Genomic DNA, 15,739 nt, shown 5'->3' with positions numbered 1-15,739 from the left:
GGGGCCTTCCTCACTGGACGCGGGTCCGCCGTCCGGAGGAGGGTTCCTGCTCCTCTTCCTCCTCCGGTTCGTTGGGCAGGTGGACGTCGTTGACGGAGATGTTGACCTCGACGACTTCGAGTCCGGTCATCCGCTCGACGGCTTCGACGATGTTCTCCCGCACCTCGGTGGCGAGCCGCGGGATGACCACCCCGTACTCGACGACCAGGGCGATGTCGATGGCGGTCTGCTTCTCGCCGACCTCGGCCTTGATGCCGCGGCCGACGCTGGACTTGCCTCCGGGGACGCGGTCGCGCATGGCGCCGAAGGTCCGGGAGAAGCCGGAGCCGAGGGCGTGGATGCCGGAGACCTCGCGGGCGGCCATGCCGGCGATCTTCTCGACCACGCCGACGGCGAGCGCGGTGCGTCCGCGGTCGGCCGGATCGGTGACGGGGTCGGCGCCGGTGTCCGGGGCGTGGGTCAGGGTCTTCTGGAGGTCGGCGGGGGTCGGGGTCTGCGTCATCGCGGGGCTCCCTGGAGGTGTGCTGTCCAGCTATATCGCAAATCAGCCCAACTCTGGCATTCCGCCACGGCCCCCGCGAGGGGAGTTACTGCGGACGCCCGGGGACGCCGAAGGGCGCGCGGGATCGGATCCCGCGCGCCCTCGGGCCCGGACGGCGGCTACTCGCCGATGCCGGCGAGCTCGCGCAGCCGGCGGGCCTGCGCGGCGCGCTCGGCGGCGCGCTGGGTGTCGTAGTCGCGGCCGCCGGCGCCCTGGAGCAGGGCCTTGGTCTCGATGACCGCGCCGCGCGGGGCGGCGAGCAGGGCGGCGGCGAGGTCGCGGGCGGCGCCGTCCAGCTCGGCGGCGGGGACGGCGGTGTTGGCCAGGCCGATCGCCACGGCCTCCTCGGCGCCGACCCGGCGGCCGGTCGCGCAGATCTCCAGGGCGCGGGCGTAGCCGACGAGTTCGGTGAGCGGCTTGGTGCCGGCCAGGTCGGGGACGAGGCCGAGCGAGGTCTCCTTCATGGCGAACTGGACGTCGTCGGCGACCACCCGCAGGTCGCAGCCGAGGGCGAGCTGGAAGCCGGCGCCGACGGCGTGGCCCTGGACGGCGGCGATGGTGACCACGTCGGCGCGACGCCACCAGGTGAAGGCCTCCTGGTAGCCGGCGATGGCATCGTCGAGCTCCCGGTCGGGCGAGGCGGCGAGTTCGAGGAAGGTGCGCTCGCCGGCGATGCCCTCGGGGGTGAACATGGCCCGGTCGAGGCCGGCGGAGAAGGAGAGGCCCTCGGCTCGCAGCAGCGCCACCCGGACGGTGCCCGGCAGGCTGCGGCCCACGGCGGCGAGCGCGCGCCACATCGCGGGGGTCTGCGCGTTGCGCCGTTCGGGGTGACAGAGCGTGACCGTGGCGAGCTCGCCGTCCAGCTCGAGGCGGACGCCGGCCTCTTCCCACTGCTTCTGCTCGGCGTCGGTGACGGGCGCGGTCATGGGTGGTACCTCCAGCGGGGAGCAACAGGGCTACTGGAGAGTAACAAAACCTTCCACCCGGGCACAGCCCCCGGAAAACGACGATCGGCGGCCCGGGTGACCCGGCCGCCGACTCGTCTGGAGCTTCGGAACGACTGCGAGGAGCTGAGCTGACGGACCGTCAGGATCCGGCGGCAGCAGTGGCCTTGCCCTTGCCGCGGGTGGCACCGCCGCGACCGCGGAGATTCACCCCGGACTCGCTGAGCATGCGGTGCACGAAACCGTAGGATCGGCCCGTCTCCTCCGCCAGCGCGCGGATGCTCGCCCCGGAGTCGTACTTCTTCTTGAGGTCAGCCGCGAGCTTCTCACGCGCGGCACCTGTCACCCGGCTGCCCTTTTTCAGAGTCTCAGCCACCCGTGCCTCCTCGTAGAGGTGATCGGTCAGAATCCCATGATCACCCATTGCCAGGCTCATGGCCACCCATTCGACAAGGTCTGTCCCGGGAAAGCGCAGTCCGCCGGTGGTGCTCGCTCCGCACAAGGGCGCTCACCCTGGGTGCACGCGCCCCCTCGCGCTTCCGGACTCCGAGGCGAATTCGCTGATCAGCCGGGGCCTTGGACGCCGAACGAGCGAAGGGCCCCGGACAAACGGAATCCGGGACCCTTGCATTCCCGACATCGCCGGGGTAGGAGATTTTCTGCGCCGAAAAGCTGATTCGGCGTCTACTCGGGCTTCACGCCAGGGAGACCAGGTCGTGGTAGGCGGGGCTCCACAGGTCCTCGACGCCGTCGGGCAGCAGGATGATCCGCTCCGGCTGGAGCGCGTCGACCGCGCCCTCGTCGTGGGTCACCAGCACCACCGCACCGGTGAAGGAGCGCAGCGCACCGAGGATCTCCTCGCGGCTGGCCGGGTCCAGGTTGTTGGTCGGCTCGTCGAGCAGCAGCACGTTGGCGCTGGAGACCACCAGGGTGGCCAGGGCCAGACGGGTCTTCTCGCCGCCGGAGAGCACGCCGGCCGGCTTGTCCACGTCGTCGCCGGAGAAGAGGAAGGAGCCGAGGATCTTCCGGATCTGCACCAGGTCGGTGTCGGGCGCGGCGGAGCGCATGTTCTCCAGCACCGTGCGGTCCGGGTCGAGGGTCTCGTGCTCCTGCGCGTAGTAGCCGATCTTCAGGCCGTGGCCGGGGATCACCTCGCCGGTGTCCGGCTTCTCGACCCCGGCGAGCATCCGCAGCAGGGTGGTCTTGCCCGCGCCGTTCAGGCCGAGCACGACCACCTTGGAGCCGCGGTCGATCGCCAGGTCGACGTCGGTGAAGATCTCCAGCGAGCCGTAGGACTTCGACAGGCCGGCGGCGGTCATCGGGGTCTTGCCGCAGGGCGCCGGGTCCGGGAAGCGCAGCTTGGCGACCTTGTCGGAGACGCGCGCCTGCTCCAGCCCGGACAGCAGCTTCTCGGCGCGGCGGGCCATGTTCTGCGCGGCGACCGTCTTGGTGGCCTTGGCGCGCATCTTGTCGGCCTGCGCGTTGAGGGTGGCGGCCTTCTTCTCGGCGTTGGCGCGCTCGCGCTTGCGGCGCTTCTCGTCGTCCTCGCGCTGCTGCTGGTACTGCTTCCAGCCCATGTTGTAGATGTCGATCTGGGCGCGGTTGGCGTCCAGGTAGAACACCTTGTTGACGACGGTCTCGACCAGGTCGACGTCGTGCGAGATGACGATGAAGCCGCCCTTGTAGGTCTTCAGGAACTCCCGGAGCCAGACGATGGAGTCGGCGTCCAGGTGGTTGGTCGGCTCGTCGAGCAGCAGGATGTCGGCGTCCGAGAAGAGGATCCGGGCGAGCTCGACGCGGCGGCGCTGACCACCGGAGAGGGTGTGCAGCGGCTGGTTGAGGATCCGGTCCGGCAGGCCCAGGGCGGCGGCGATGGTGGCCGCCTCGGCCTCGGCCGCGTAGCCGCCCTTGGTGAGGAACTCGGTCTCCAGGTTGGCGTACTTCTTCATCGCCCGCTCGCGGGTCGCGCCCTGGCCGTTGGCCATCCGGTCCTCGTTCTCGCGCATCTTGCGCAGCACGGTGTCGAGGCCGCGGGCGGAGAGGATGCGGTCCTTGGCGAGGACGTCGAGGTCACCGGTGCGGGGGTCCTGCGGCAGGTAGCCGACCTCGCCGGAGGTGGTCACGGTGCCGCCGGCCGGGAGGCCCTCGCCGGCCAGCACCTTGGTGAGCGTCGTCTTGCCGGCGCCGTTGCGGCCGACCAGCCCGATCCGGTCGCCGGGGGCGATCCGGAAGGAGGCGGACTCGATCAGGACGCGGGCACCGGCGCGCAGCTCCAGGGCGTTCGCGGAAATCATGGCTGAGGTCACTCCTAGCGATGGACATGGCACACAGCCATCCGGACCAGTCTACGTGACCGCGGCAAAACGATTTTCGGAGCGCCGGCGGGCGCCCGCGAGGCCGCCCGCGCCCGCCGTTACTTCGTGGCGCAGGCCGCCGAGAGCGCGGCGAAGGGCTGCGGGGCGGCGCCGCAGGTGGTCTCCGGGACGCCCTGGTCGGTGTCGAAGACGTGGCTGCCGAGGATCGGGCCGTCGTCGACGGCCACCCGGTGGGCGTCGATCCGGCGCAGCTGCACGTCCGGGCCGGCGCTGAGCTGCCAGCCGTGGCCGCTGAGCCGGAAGACGCTGATCCCGCCCGGCAGCTGGTGGACGCCGTTGACGGTGGTGGCGCAGGTGCGGGGCACCAGCATCGCGTTGTCGGTGTGCACCGCGCGCAGCGGGTCGTACACGCAGCCGGCGGCCGGGCGGGAGTTGAACCGCAGGTCGCCGTCGCGCTCGCGGAAGCCCATGGTGAGGGTCGGGGTGACCACCGCCACCCAGGGCTCCTCCTCGGTGGCGGGCTGCAGGGCGGCGGCGGCCCGCTTGCCCGCGGTGTCCCGCTTCTCCGCCTCGGTGCGGTCGGCGGCGCCGGGCTCGCCCTCGGCGTGCAACCAGTCGGCCAGGCCGGGGACGGAGCGGTGCCAGCGCACCGAGTGGTCGGCCGGGTGGACCGAGGTGACCATGCCGTCGTCCCAGACCACCACGGCGTTCTCGCCGACCATGGCGAGGTGCAGCGCGGTGGCGCCCTCGCGGCGGTAGGACCACAGGTGCTGGCCGCCGTCCCGGGCGTAGGCCTCCAGGCCGGGGCCGACCTTCAGGTCGAGGCCGCCGGTGCCCGAGGACTGCGCGCCCACCGGGCTGGCGTCCGCGCCGTCCGCACCGACCACCTTGTCGCCGAACGGCTCGGGCCGGTTGGCGTGCGCGGCGGCACCCGCCCCGAGGACGAGCAGCACGGCCAGCGCGGGGAGTGCGGATCGAGGGGAGAGGCTTCGCAGCGGGTTGGAGGGCACGGGCGTACGGTACCGCCCGATCGGGTAGCAGGGCAGCTTGACGCGACACCCCCGCCACCGGCCCGGGCGCTTATCCGGAGCTGACGGCGCCCGCGTTCACCTGCGGTGGTCGGCGGGCGGGGGGCCGCTGCCGCGGCTAGGGTGCGACTGCCGCGGCTGGACGGACTGTTACAGAGGTGATACAGGATGCAATTCGACGACGACGCGCGGCTGGACACCTCTCAGGTGGAGGACCGGCGCGGTCTTCCGGGCGGCCGGGCGGCGGTGGGCGGCGGGCTGGTCGGCATCCTCGCGGTGCTGGTGGCGGTGGTCTTCGGAGTGGACCCGGCGCTGTTCGGGGTGTCCGACGACCCGGTGGCGCCGCCGGTCGGACAGGCCACCAGCTCGGCCCAGCTGCAGTCCGCGTGCCGGACCGGGGCGGACGCCGGCCGGCGGCAGGACTGCCGGATCCTGGCCACCGTCAACAGCGTGCAGGACTACTGGAAGAGCGAGTTCGCCCGCCGTCAGGGCCAGTACGCGCCCGCCGCCACCGTGCTGTTCACCGACCGGGTGGCGACCGCCTGCGGGACGGCCAGTTCGGCGGTCGGCCCCTTCTACTGCCCGTCCGACCGCAAGGCCTACCTCGACCTCGGCTTCTTCGACCAGATGACGACCCGGCTGGGCGCCCGGGGCGGGCCGTTCGCCGAGGCGTACGTGGTGGCCCACGAGTACGGGCACCACGTGCAGAACCTGACCGGCACCACGGCGAAGGTCGGCGGCGACCGGCAGGGCGCGGACAGCGCCTCGGTCAAGCTGGAGCTGCAGGCGGACTGCTACGCGGGCGTCTGGGCGCACCACGCCACCACCACCCCGCAGGCCTCCACCGGACGACCGCTGATCACGGACCTGACGGACCAGGACATCGCGCAGGCGCTGGACGCGGCGCAGGCGGTCGGCGACGACCGGATCCAGCAGCGCGCCACCGGGCGGACCAACCCGGAGAGCTGGACGCACGGCTCCTCGGCGCAGCGGAAGCAGTGGTTCACCACCGGCTACCGGACCGGTGACATGGCGCAGTGCAACACCTTCGACTGAGCCGCGCGCGGCGGACTGTCCGTTCGACAGTACGACCTGCCACTTTTGGGTGACATGTGGCATTTGTGACGGCTTGTGGGCTTACTGTCGGCACAGCTCGACCCCGAACCCGTCCTCCTGATCCCCCATCGGAGAGCCCATGCGTTTCGGCCGCCTGACCCTGGCCGCCGCCGCACTGCTGCTGATCACCACGGCGAGCGTCCCCTCCGGCACCCCGTTGAGCCAGACCGAGCGCCACGACGCGGTGCTCTCCTCGGACGCCATCCAGCCGCGCGGCGCGGCGCCCCGGCCGGTGGTGCAGCGGGCCAAGCACGAGGTGCCGTTCGGCGCCTTCGTCGGCTCCTGGGACAACTACATCCCCAACATCGCCCGGATGGCCACGTGGCTGGGCAACGCCAACATGCAGGTCGGCCACACCTACCTGGCCGGCAACGGATGGCAGGACATCGAGGGCGAGAACGTGGTGCTGGGCCTGTGGTCGCAGTGGCGGCAGGGCGACCCCTCGCGCAAGCTCGTGCTCGGCGTGCCGATGCTGGTGCCCAACGAGGGCAACGTGCCGGACGCCGAGGTCGCCCGGCTGCTGGCCCGCGGCAACAAGGGCGAGTTCGACCAGCACTTCCTGAAGCTGGCCCGCAAGCTGGTCGCGCTCGGCGGCGGGGACACCGTGGTCACCCTCGGGTGGGAGATGAACGGCGTCACCTACACCTCCCGCTGCAAGCCCGACCCGACCGCGTGGAAGGCGTACTGGCGGCGGATCGTCGGCGTGATGCGCTCGGTGCCCGGCCAGCACTTCCAGTTCGACTTCGCCCCCAACCGGGGCCTGGACGCCGTCCCGTGGACACGCTGCTACCCGGGCGACGACGTGGTCGACATCATCGGCATGGACAGCTACGACCAGCCGGCCGGCGGCACCTTCGACGAGTACGTCTCCGAGCCCTACGGGCTGCAGGACCAGGTGGAGTTCGCCGCCAAGCGCGGCAAGCCGGTGTCGTACCCGGAGTGGGGGCTGTTCCGCAACGGCGACAACCCGGAGTTCGTCCGGCGGATGGTGGAGTGGATGCGCACCCACGACACCGCCTACCAGACGCTCACCGACTACTGTCCGCACGGCTTCTGGCAGTGCGACCGCAACCCCCGCTCCAGCTCGGTCTTCAAGCAGCTGATGGCCGGCTCGCCCGGCGCCGCGGCCGGCACCGGCTCAGCCCAGGCGGCGGGCCGCTAGCGCCTCCTTCACCCGGGGCAGCCGGGTGCGCAGCAGGTGCACCGCCGCACCGCGCAGCCGCACCAGGGCCGCCCGGGCCGCGGCGAACGGCGCCAGCCGGCCGGGACCGAGCACCAGCCGCTGGTTGGACAGCTGGTCCGGGCGCCAGCGCTGCTTGTAGGGCTCCTGGCCGCGCAGCAGCGACAGCACCGGGACGCCGGCCTCCCGGACCTCGTCCAGCGCGACGCCGAACAGCAGGCCCGCGATGTCCAGCCGCTCGCGCAGCCGCGGGTGCGCGCCGTACATGTACAGGCCGCCGAAGGACGGGCAGAGCACCAGCAGGTTGACCGCGACCAACTCGCCGTCCAGCCAGTAGCGGTGCATCGCCGCCCGGCGGGTGGCCACCAGCGCGGTGGTCGACTCGGTGAGGTGCGCGGCGAAGCGCGGCGTGCGGTGCTCGGGGGTGACGCCGCGGTCCTGCCACTGCTCGAAGTGCAGCCGCAGCAGCCCGCGGACCGCCTCCGCGACCTCCTCCGGCGCGGTCGCCCGGACCTCCACCCCGGACTCCGCGATCTTGCGCTGCTTGACCCGGCTGCGCTGCGCGGTCTTGCCCGGCAGCCGCTTCAGCAGCTCCTCCATCGGGACGGCCGGCAGGTACTGGCAGAGCGAGTCGGCGAACCGGTGCCGACGGCCCGGCCACGCCGCGAACACCTTCTGCACCGCCGCCTCCGGGTGGACCTCGCGCAGCTCCAGGCTGTGCCAGGGGCGGCGCAGCGGCAGCGCGGCGGCCAGCTCGGCGGCCGCCCGGTCGGCACAGTCCCCGTCCAGCAGCACGTCGGTGAAGTCGACCAGGCCGGCCCCCAGATTGGTCAGGCCGCCGAACGGGCCGCGGCGGCGCAGCGCGGCCGCGCCGACCAGCAGCCCGTCCCGGCGGACCAGCACCACGACCAGCGCCCCGGGGGTGCCGTAGTGCCGCCACCAGGAGCACAGCCAGCCGGCGGCCTGGAAGGGCGTGGCCGTCCGGCAGCGGCCGAACAGGTCGTCCCACTCCTCGGCGACCCGGTCCAGGGCGTCGTCGGCGCGCAGCACCTCGGAGGTCCAGGAGCCGCCCTGCGGGGCGGGCACCCGGGCCGCGGCCCGCTCGCCCGCGCGGATGCCGGCCTTCACCGGGCGCTCCGGGCGGGCTGTTCCTCCGGCTGCTTCGCGGCGGTGTCCGCGCGCGGGCGGGGCGGGGCGGCCGGCTCGACGGCGTCGGCGACCTCGGCGGCGGGCTCGTCGCGGCGGCGGCGGGTGAGCATCACCAGGGTGCCGAGCAGCACCCCGGCGGCGCCGCCGACCGCGACGTCCAACCGGGCGGACGGCGTGGCCGGCCGGTCCGGCTCGGCGGCCTGGGCGAGCGAGACCAGTCGGACACCGGTCTCCTTGCTGCTCGCGTTGCCGAAGGCGATCAGCGACTTGGCGACCGCGTCGGCCGTCTTCACCGCCTCCGCCGGGCGGGCACCGGTGCCGGTGATCTCGATCATCGGGGCGTCCGGCGAGGTGGCGCCCCGGACCAGGCCGGACAGCGTGGCCACGCTGTGCCCGGACTCGGCGGCGGCCGCCGCCAGCACCTGCGGCTGGCCGGCCAGCCGACCGTACGCCTGCGCGAAGTTGGTCGCGGTGGCGGCCTCGCCCTGGTTCTGCGGCACCACGATCACGTAGGCGTGGGCGGCGTACGAGGGGTGCGAGACCAGCGCGTAGCCGGCCCCGGCCGCCGCGCCGAGCGGGACGGCGGCGGCCAGCGGCCACCAGCGGCGGGCGAGCGCGCGGACGTTCCGGCGCGGCTTGGACATGGAGGACTCCGAAAGGTCGGGGACGGATGGTGGTTCGCAAGGGCCCGGAGCGGGGCGGACGCGTCGGCGGCGCCCCGCGGCCCCGGGCCTCAGGGCCCGCCGGGCGGGCCGGACCGGGCCGGCGACGGCTGCGGGACGGTCGCGGGCGAGCGCCGGGCGGGCGGGACGGGCCGGCCCGTGCGGTCGAAGCGGTCGTACAGGGCGGCGAGTTCGGCCGCGATGCGGGTGATGTCGTAGTGGGCGACGGCCGGGGGCCGGGGCAGGGGGGTGGGGCGGCGGCCCATCAGGTCGGCGAGCGCGGCGGTGTACGCGGCGGCGGCGGAGGGCAGCGCGCGGGCCTGCGGGGCGGCGTCGGCGGGGAGGTCGTCCAGCGCCGGGCAGGCGGAGTGCAGGACCGGCAGGCCCGCGGCCAGGCCCTCCAGGGCGGCCAGGCCGAAGGTCTCCTCGGCCGACGGGGAGGCCAGCACGTCCATCGTGGTGAGCAGCTCCGGGACGTCGTCCCGCTCGCCGGGCAGCACCAGGCGGTCCCGGACGCCGAGCCGCTCGGCCTGCCGCTCCAGCGCGGCGAGCTCGGGCCCGGCGCCGACCAGCAGCAGCCAGGGCTCGCCCGGAGCCGGGTGCGGGGCGGCCGCCGCGCGCAGCCCGGCGAGCGCCTCCAGCAGCACCCCGAAGCGCTTGCCGGGGACCAGCCGGCCGACCGCGCCGACCACGAACGCCTCCTGCGGCAGCCCGAGTCCGGTCCGCAGGCTCTGCCGGACGGCGGCCCTGGAGTCGGCCGGCAGGGCGTACCGCGCCGCCTCGATGCCGTTCGGCAGCAGCACCACCCGGCGGGCCGGCACGCCCCAGTCGCCGAGCACCCCGGCGACCTGCCCGGAGACGGCGACGGTGACCGAGCCGAGCCGTTCGGCGGCCAGGTACAGGGCGCGCACGCCCCGGGTCGTGGGGCGGCCCTCGATCACCCCGGCCTGCAGCGAGTGCTCGGTGGCGACCACCGCGCGCACCCCCGCGAGGCGGGCGGCCAGCCGGCCGTACAGTCCGGCGCGGTAGAGGTGGGTGTGCACCAGGTCGTAGCCGCCGGCCCGGACCAGCCGGGTCAGCCGGGGCAGCACGCCGAGGTCGCGGTTGCCGCGCATCGCCAGGTCGTGGACGGTGAAGCCCTCGGCGCGCAGCGCCGTGGCGACCGTGCCGGGGTTGGTCAGGGTGGCGACCTCGCACCGGTGCCGCTCGGGCAGGTGGCGCAGCACCAGCAGGAGCTGGCGCTCGGCGCCGCCGGCGGCGAGTCCGGTGACGATGTGCAGGACCTTCACCGCAGGCCTCCGCGCCGGCCGATCACTCCGCTGTGGCGCAGCCCGGTGAGCGCGTCCCGCCAGCGGTGCCGGCCGTGCTTGGCGCGCAGCCGCCAGGCGCCGTCCCGGTCGCCGACGTAGCAGCGCGGCAGGGCGAACCGGCCGGTCAGCTCGGAGTGCTGGATCGCGCAGGCGTACTCGTACCCGGCGTCGCGCACCGCCAGGGTGGCGGGCAGGTCGATCGCGCCGTACGGGTAGCAGAAGCCGGTCACCGGACCGCCGACCAGCTCCTCCAGGGCGCGGCGGCTCTCCCGGGTCTGCCGGGCCAGCACCTCGGCGGGCAGCCCGGGCAGCGCCTGGTGGCCGAGCCCGTGCGAGCCGATCTCCCAGCCGGAGGAGGCGAGTTGGGTGACCTGGTCGACGGTGAGCAGCTGCTTGCGCGGGCCCTCGACGTCCCAGCCGTTCTCGGTGCCGAGCAGGTCGGGCACCACGTACGCGGTGGCGGTGAAGCCGTACTCGCGCAGCACCGGGACGGCGTGCCGGGCGAAGTCGGCGTAGCCGTCGTCGAAGGTCAGGCCGACCAGCCGGGCGTCCTCGCCGGCCGCCCGGGCCGCGAGCAGCTCCCGGACGCTCACCCCGCGCCGGCCGGTGCGGTGCAGCCAGGCCATCTGCGCGGCGAAGCGTTCGGGGCTGACGGTGAGGAGGTACGGGTCCTCCTCCTCGTCGGCGACCGAGTGGTACATCAGGATCCAGGGCGCCGCCCTGGGCCCTGCGGCCTGGGCCGGCAGGCTGGCGAGGTCAGCGTCCATGTGACGAGATCCCTTCGGCGGCTCGGGTGGCGCGCGGGCTGAGCGCCCGGGCCAGGGCGAGGACGGGGCCGCGTACCTCGGCGGCGCCGAACGCGGCGCCGAGGGCGGCGAAGGCGAGCACCACGGTGACGCCGCCGCTCAGGGTGGAGAGCAGCGGGTTCGCGGTGAGCGCGGCGGCGACCGCGCCGAGCGCGGCCGCGCCGAGGGCGGCGGCCAGCAGCCGGGCCTGGCCGCCGAGCACCGCGGGCAGCCGCAGCGCGATGCCGCGCAGCAGCAGTCCGCGCAGCAGCAGCGCGGCGGCGGCGGTGATGCCGGCGGCGTTGCCGGCGGCCAGCGCGAGCGCGCCGAAGCGCGGGGCGGCGGCCAGGCCGACCGCGACGGTGACCAGCAGGCCGAGGGCCATCGCGGCGACCGGGTACCAGTCGAGGAGGCGGCGGCCGCCGTCCTCGGTGTCCGGGTCGTCGGCGCGGCGGACGACCGGGCGGACCGAGAAGTAGGGGCGGACCATCACGCCGATCAGCGCCTGCGCGGGCAGTCCGAAGCTGTACACCCGGATCACCGCGGCGGTGGCGGCGGTGTCGTGCGCGCCGAAGGCCCCGCGCTGGAAGAGCAGCGCCACCACCGAGGGCGCGCAGGCCATCAGGAAGGCGGTGCCCATCAGCACCAGCGCGGAGGCCTGGCCGAGGTCCTTCTCCACCCGGTCCCGGGCGGCCGTCGGGTCGCCCGCGGCGAGTGCCCGGGCCACCACCGGGAAGGTCACGGTGACGACCAGGATGGCCGAGGTCATGGCGAGCTGGGAGACCTTGGTGGCGTAGTTGAGGTGCGAGATGGTGCCCGGCGGCAGCCCGGAGCCCAGGTAGCGCTCGATGAACACCTGGGCCTGCCGGGTCAGGGTGAAAGCGGCCACCGGCAGCATCGCCAGCGGCATCAGCACCAGCCGGCGGTCGACCGGGCCGCGCCGGTGCGCCTTGCGCCGCTTGCCCGAGTGCAGCCGGCCCAGGAACGGGACGATCAGCACCCCGGCCATCAGCAGGCTGCCGAGGGCCACCCCGAGCGCCGCCGACTTGACGCCCCACAGCTGGTGGCAGGTCAGCAGCAGCGCCAGGATGCCCAGGTTGTAGGCGACGTAGATGGTGGCCGGCGCGGTGAAGCCGTGGTGGGCGCGCAGCGCGGAGGCCAGGTACCCGGCCACGCCGAACGGCAGCACCGTGAAGGCGGTGATCCGGGTGCAGGTGACGGCCAGCTCCGGGTCGGCCAGCCCCGGGGCGAGGAGCTCGACCAGCTGCGGGGCGCCGAGCGCGGCCCCGGCCGACAGGGTGCTCAGCGCGAGCAGCATCCAGGGCAGCGTGGCCTTCACCAACTGCCGGACCGGGTCCGGTCCTTCGGGCTGCTCCTCGCGCAGCACCAGGGCCAGGCTGAAGGCCGGGACCATCAGGAACGCCATCGCGTCCTCGATCAGCAGCGGCGCCGCGGTCTCCGGGACGGTCCAGGCGACCAGGAAGGCGTCGGTGCCCTGGTTGGCGCCGAAGTAGCGGGCCAGCAGCAGGTCGCGGAGCAGGCCGAGGGCCGATCCGGCCGCGCTGAGCAGCGCGGTGACGCCGAAGGCCTTGGCCAGGAACCCGCGGCGGGCGGCCGGCGGCCCACCACCGTCGCCGGTCGGCTGCTGCGGCAGGTGCGGGGTCAACGGTGGTGCGGCGAGCGGCTGTTCGGTGGTCATGCGGCTCGTCCTTCGTCGGAGCCGGGCAGCGCCGTGCGGGCGGCCAGGCCGAGCACCAGGGAGGTCAGTACCGTGGTGGTGCCGCCGATGTCGGCGTACAGGAAGTCGACCAGCACCCAGCCGAGCAGGGCGAGGGCCGCCAGTCCGGCGCCGGCCGCGCGGCGCAGGCAGCCGATCAGCAGCGCGAGGAAGAGCGCCAGGTAGGCGACCACCCCGACCAGGCCCTGCTCGCTCAGCACCAGGAAGTACATGTTGTGCGGGGAGAGCAGCGGCTCCCGGGTGAAGCCGATGGTGGAGTCCGCGGCGTCGCTGCCGGAGGAGAGCCGCAGCGGCGCGTGGCTGTCGCGCAGCTGCTGGAAGGCCTTGGGGCCGGCGCCGGTGACCGGGTGGTCCTGCCAGATCCGGCCGGCGGTGGCCCACAGGTCGTAGCGGTCGGAGACCGACTGGTCGGGCGCGGCGGAGACCGAGCCGATCGAGCTGAGCCGGGCGGTGACGCCGTCCCCGCCGAGGCCGAGGCCGCCGACCAGGACCACCGCGGCGGCGGCCGCGATCACCGCGGAGCGGACCGCCAGCCGGGCGTCGGCGCGCAGCAGCAGCAGGGTCGCGGCGGCCGCGCAGGCGATCCAGCTGCCGCGGCTGAAGGAGACCGCGAGCGGGAAGGTCAGGAAGGCGGCCGCCGCGAACATCCCGCGCCGCAGCCAGGCGCTGCCGCCGGGCCCGCGCTCGGCCAGGGCCAGGGCGAGGGCGGCGAGCAGCCCGTACGAGACGACGGTGGACATCGCCATGACGTCCAGGGCGCCGAAGGTGCCGACCGCGCGGATCGGTTGGCCGGTGTACGAGGCGCCGGTGCGGGTCAGGTACTGGTCGGCGCCGACCACGCCCTGGACCAGCGCGGCGGCGACGAAGGAGCCGAGCACGATCCGCTGGTCGAGCCGGTCCCGCAGCGAGCACAGCACGGCCGCCGGGACCAGCACGAACACCTGGGTCAGCCGGACGAAGCCGGTGGCGCTGGCGGTCGGGTCGATCGAGCCGAGGGTGGCCGCGGCGGCGGCCAGCACGATGCCGCCGAACAGCAGGCAGACGGCGGCGGGCAGCCGCGGGGTGCGGCCGCGCAGCAGGTCCAGGGCGGTCAGCCCGACCAGGGCGAGCGAGGCGATGTCCGCCGCGGTGACGTGGACCGCGGCCGTGACGTCCTTCTCGCCGGTGGGCACGCAGACCAGGAGCACCGTGGCGGCCGCCAGCAGGCTCGGCCGGGCCGCGACTATGGCGGCGGCGCGGCGCGGGACGCTCGGCGCGTACGGCCGGGTGAGGGTCAGGGCCACCGGTTCAGCTCCCGTCCGGGTGGAGCATCAGGGCTGCGGTGCGCAGCAGGATCTTGGCGTCCTGCCACAGGCTCCAGCTCTCGATGTAGCGGTTGTCGAAGCGGGCCCGGTCCTCGATCGAGGTGTCCCCGCGCAGGCCGTTCACCTGGGCCAGGCCGGTCAGCCCGACCGGGACGCGGTGCCGGTCGGCGTACTCGGGGTACGCCTGGCCGAACCGCATCACGAAGTACGGGCGCTCCGGCCGGGGGCCGACCAGGCTCATGTCGCCGCGCAGCACGTTCCACAGCTGCGGCAGCTCGTCCAGCGAGGTCTTGCGCAGGAAGTGGCCGACCGCGCCCATCCGGTGGTCGTGCGAGATGTTCCAGCGGGTCGCCGACTCGTGCTCGTCGCTCGGGCGCAGGGTGCGGAACTTGAGGACGGTGAAGACCTTGCCGTCCAGGCCGGTGCGCTGCTGGCGGAAGAGCACCCCGGGGCCGGTGTCGAAGCGGACCGCCAGCGCGCACGCGGCCAGCACCGGGGAGATCAGCAGCAGGCCGAGCCCGGCGGCGGTGACGTCCAGCGCCCGCTTGACCAGCCAGGTCGGGCGGCGCAGCGCCGGCCGGTCCAGCCGCAGGCAGGGGAAGCCGTAGAGGTGGTCGACCGGGAAGCGGCTGACCGAGCCGTACTCGCGCAGCGCCGGGACCAGCCACACCTGGCAGCCGAGCCTGGCGGCCAGCCGCAGCGAGGCGGCGGTCTCCGCCTCGTCGGTGGCGCCCTCGGTGGCCACCACGTGGTGGATCCGGTGCCGGCGGACCACCTTGTGCAGCGCCTCCCGGCCGCCCAGCACCGGCAGTTGACTGCCCGGCGGGAGCAGCACCGGATCCGGGTCGAGGAAGCCGACCGGGCGCATGCCGTACTCGGCGCGCTCGCTGAGCACCGCGGCGATCCGCTGGCCGAGCTGCCCCGCGCCGAGCACCAGCACCGGGCTCGGGCGGCGGCGCCGGGCCCGGCGGGCGAGGCGGTAGGTGAACCCGCGGCCGAGCAGGGCGAACAGCAGCACGCCGGCCAGCAGCGCGGCCAGGCGCAGCGCGCCGCGCGGACCGCTCGGGTCGAGCGCGGGCCAGCCGCCGTCCAGACAGGCGCCGACGGTGACCACGACCGCGGTCGCCACCACCGCGCGGGCGGCGAGGGCCGGGAACTCGTCCAGCGCGGAGAGGGTGAGTCGGCTGCGGTACAGGCCGCCGGCCAGGTTGAGCGGCACCAGGACGGGCAGCAGGAGGGCGGCGGCGGCCAGCGGGTGGGCGGCGGCGGGCGCGGTCAGCGCGGCCGCGCCGGCGGCGGCCGCCACGTCCGCGACGACCAGGCCGCCGGGCAGCGCGACCCGGGAGTGCAGCCGCCTGCGGTGGCGGCCGGGGGCGGCGGCGGGCCGGGCGGGCGCGGACCCCGTCGGCCGGTCCAGTGTCGCCGTCCGGGGCGGGCTCGACAGGGGTCTGCCCGGCCTCGGCACACTCTCGTGGTCAATGGTCATCAGCGCACGAACTCCCCTGCTGTGTACCCGCCGGGGCGGGACAGCCGGAGCCGGACAGGTGGTACCGGCGCGGCGACCCCGGCCCGGTGGACGCGGTCCAGGTAAGCACCTGCTGCCGTGGTGGCGATCCGCCATTTGTCTTTCAAAATGGGAATGGAGCAGGCAAAATCAGACAGTACCG

At 74.6% G+C, this 15,739-nt stretch carries 14 protein-coding genes; 2 read left to right on the top strand and 12 right to left on the bottom strand.

All coding sequences use genetic code 11. The features are described from left to right. Window positions 1-10: 10 nt before the first annotated feature. From ABEB06_RS27210 to ABEB06_RS27190, 5 genes are all read right to left on the bottom strand, one after another. On the bottom strand, window positions 11-502 hold the full coding sequence (locus tag ABEB06_RS27210) for an Asp23/Gls24 family envelope stress response protein (protein WP_345699524.1): 492 nt from the start codon (window positions 500-502) through the stop codon (window positions 11-13). A 158-nt stretch (window positions 503-660) separates the two neighbouring features. Further along, window positions 661-1,467 (bottom strand): enoyl-CoA hydratase/isomerase family protein, encoded by an 807-nt coding sequence (locus ABEB06_RS27205; RefSeq protein ID WP_345699523.1) that lies wholly within the window; start codon window positions 1,465-1,467, stop codon window positions 661-663. A 160-nt stretch (window positions 1,468-1,627) separates the two neighbouring features. Then, a complete protein-coding gene (locus ABEB06_RS27200) occupies window positions 1,628-1,861 on the bottom strand; it encodes a helix-turn-helix domain-containing protein (protein ID WP_030461122.1) in 234 nt (77 codons plus the stop codon). Window positions 1,862-2,180: 319 nt separating this feature from the next. Further along, window positions 2,181-3,779 (bottom strand): ribosomal protection-like ABC-F family protein, encoded by a 1,599-nt coding sequence (gene abc-f / locus ABEB06_RS27195; protein WP_345699522.1) that lies wholly within the window; start codon window positions 3,777-3,779, stop codon window positions 2,181-2,183. 119 nt (window positions 3,780-3,898) lie between these two features. Next, window positions 3,899-4,810 carry a hypothetical protein gene (locus ABEB06_RS27190; protein ID WP_345699521.1) on the bottom strand — a complete coding sequence of 304 codons (912 nt, stop codon included), beginning with the start codon at window positions 4,808-4,810 and terminating at the stop codon, window positions 3,899-3,901. A 186-nt stretch (window positions 4,811-4,996) separates the two neighbouring features. On the opposite strand from ABEB06_RS27190, the gene ypfJ reads away from it, so the two are divergent. Together ypfJ and ABEB06_RS27180 are read left to right on the top strand one after the other, a co-directional pair. Beyond that, window positions 4,997-5,884 carry a KPN_02809 family neutral zinc metallopeptidase gene (gene ypfJ, locus ABEB06_RS27185; RefSeq protein WP_345699520.1) on the top strand — a complete coding sequence of 296 codons (888 nt, stop codon included), beginning with the start codon at window positions 4,997-4,999 and terminating at the stop codon, window positions 5,882-5,884. A 139-nt stretch (window positions 5,885-6,023) separates the two neighbouring features. After that, entirely contained in the window at window positions 6,024-7,106 is a 1,083-nt protein-coding gene (locus ABEB06_RS27180; protein WP_345699519.1) for a glycoside hydrolase family 26 protein, read from the top strand. On the opposite strand, the gene ABEB06_RS27175 is transcribed toward ABEB06_RS27180, so the two are convergent. From ABEB06_RS27175 to ABEB06_RS27145, 7 genes are all read right to left on the bottom strand, one after another. Further along, window positions 7,083-8,252, bottom strand: coding sequence for a GNAT family N-acetyltransferase (locus tag ABEB06_RS27175; RefSeq protein ID WP_345699518.1), 1,170 nt, complete (start codon window positions 8,250-8,252; stop codon window positions 7,083-7,085). The genes ABEB06_RS27180 and ABEB06_RS27175 overlap by 24 nt on opposite strands. After that, window positions 8,249-8,917: a Wzz/FepE/Etk N-terminal domain-containing protein gene (locus ABEB06_RS27170; RefSeq protein ID WP_345699517.1), complete on the bottom strand. Its 669-nt coding sequence runs from the start codon at window positions 8,915-8,917 to the stop codon at window positions 8,249-8,251. The genes ABEB06_RS27175 and ABEB06_RS27170 overlap by 4 nt, the downstream gene beginning before the upstream one ends. An 89-nt stretch (window positions 8,918-9,006) precedes the next feature. Beyond that, a complete protein-coding gene (locus ABEB06_RS27165) occupies window positions 9,007-10,224 on the bottom strand; it encodes a glycosyltransferase (RefSeq protein ID WP_345699516.1) in 1,218 nt (405 codons plus the stop codon). After that, window positions 10,221-11,012, bottom strand: coding sequence for a polysaccharide deacetylase family protein (locus ABEB06_RS27160; RefSeq protein WP_345699515.1), 792 nt, complete (start codon window positions 11,010-11,012; stop codon window positions 10,221-10,223). Before ABEB06_RS27160 ends, ABEB06_RS27165 begins: the two co-directional genes overlap by 4 nt. After that, window positions 11,002-12,729 (bottom strand): lipid II flippase MurJ, encoded by a 1,728-nt coding sequence (locus tag ABEB06_RS27155; protein WP_345699514.1) that lies wholly within the window; start codon window positions 12,727-12,729, stop codon window positions 11,002-11,004. Before ABEB06_RS27155 ends, ABEB06_RS27160 begins: the two co-directional genes overlap by 11 nt. Beyond that, window positions 12,726-14,051 (bottom strand): O-antigen ligase family protein, encoded by a 1,326-nt coding sequence (locus tag ABEB06_RS27150; protein ID WP_345699513.1) that lies wholly within the window; start codon window positions 14,049-14,051, stop codon window positions 12,726-12,728. The genes ABEB06_RS27155 and ABEB06_RS27150 overlap by 4 nt, the downstream gene beginning before the upstream one ends. 4 nt (window positions 14,052-14,055) lie before the next feature. Further along, window positions 14,056-15,558, bottom strand: coding sequence for a sugar transferase (locus ABEB06_RS27145; RefSeq protein WP_345699512.1), 1,503 nt, complete (start codon window positions 15,556-15,558; stop codon window positions 14,056-14,058). Window positions 15,559-15,739: the final 181 nt, after the last annotated feature.

It is taken from the genome of Kitasatospora terrestris, assembly GCF_039542905.1.
Lineage (GTDB): Bacteria > Actinomycetota > Actinomycetes > Streptomycetales > Streptomycetaceae > Kitasatospora > Kitasatospora terrestris.
Note: the sequence above shows the minus strand (reverse complement) of the source record. Positions and strands in the feature narration are given on the sequence as shown.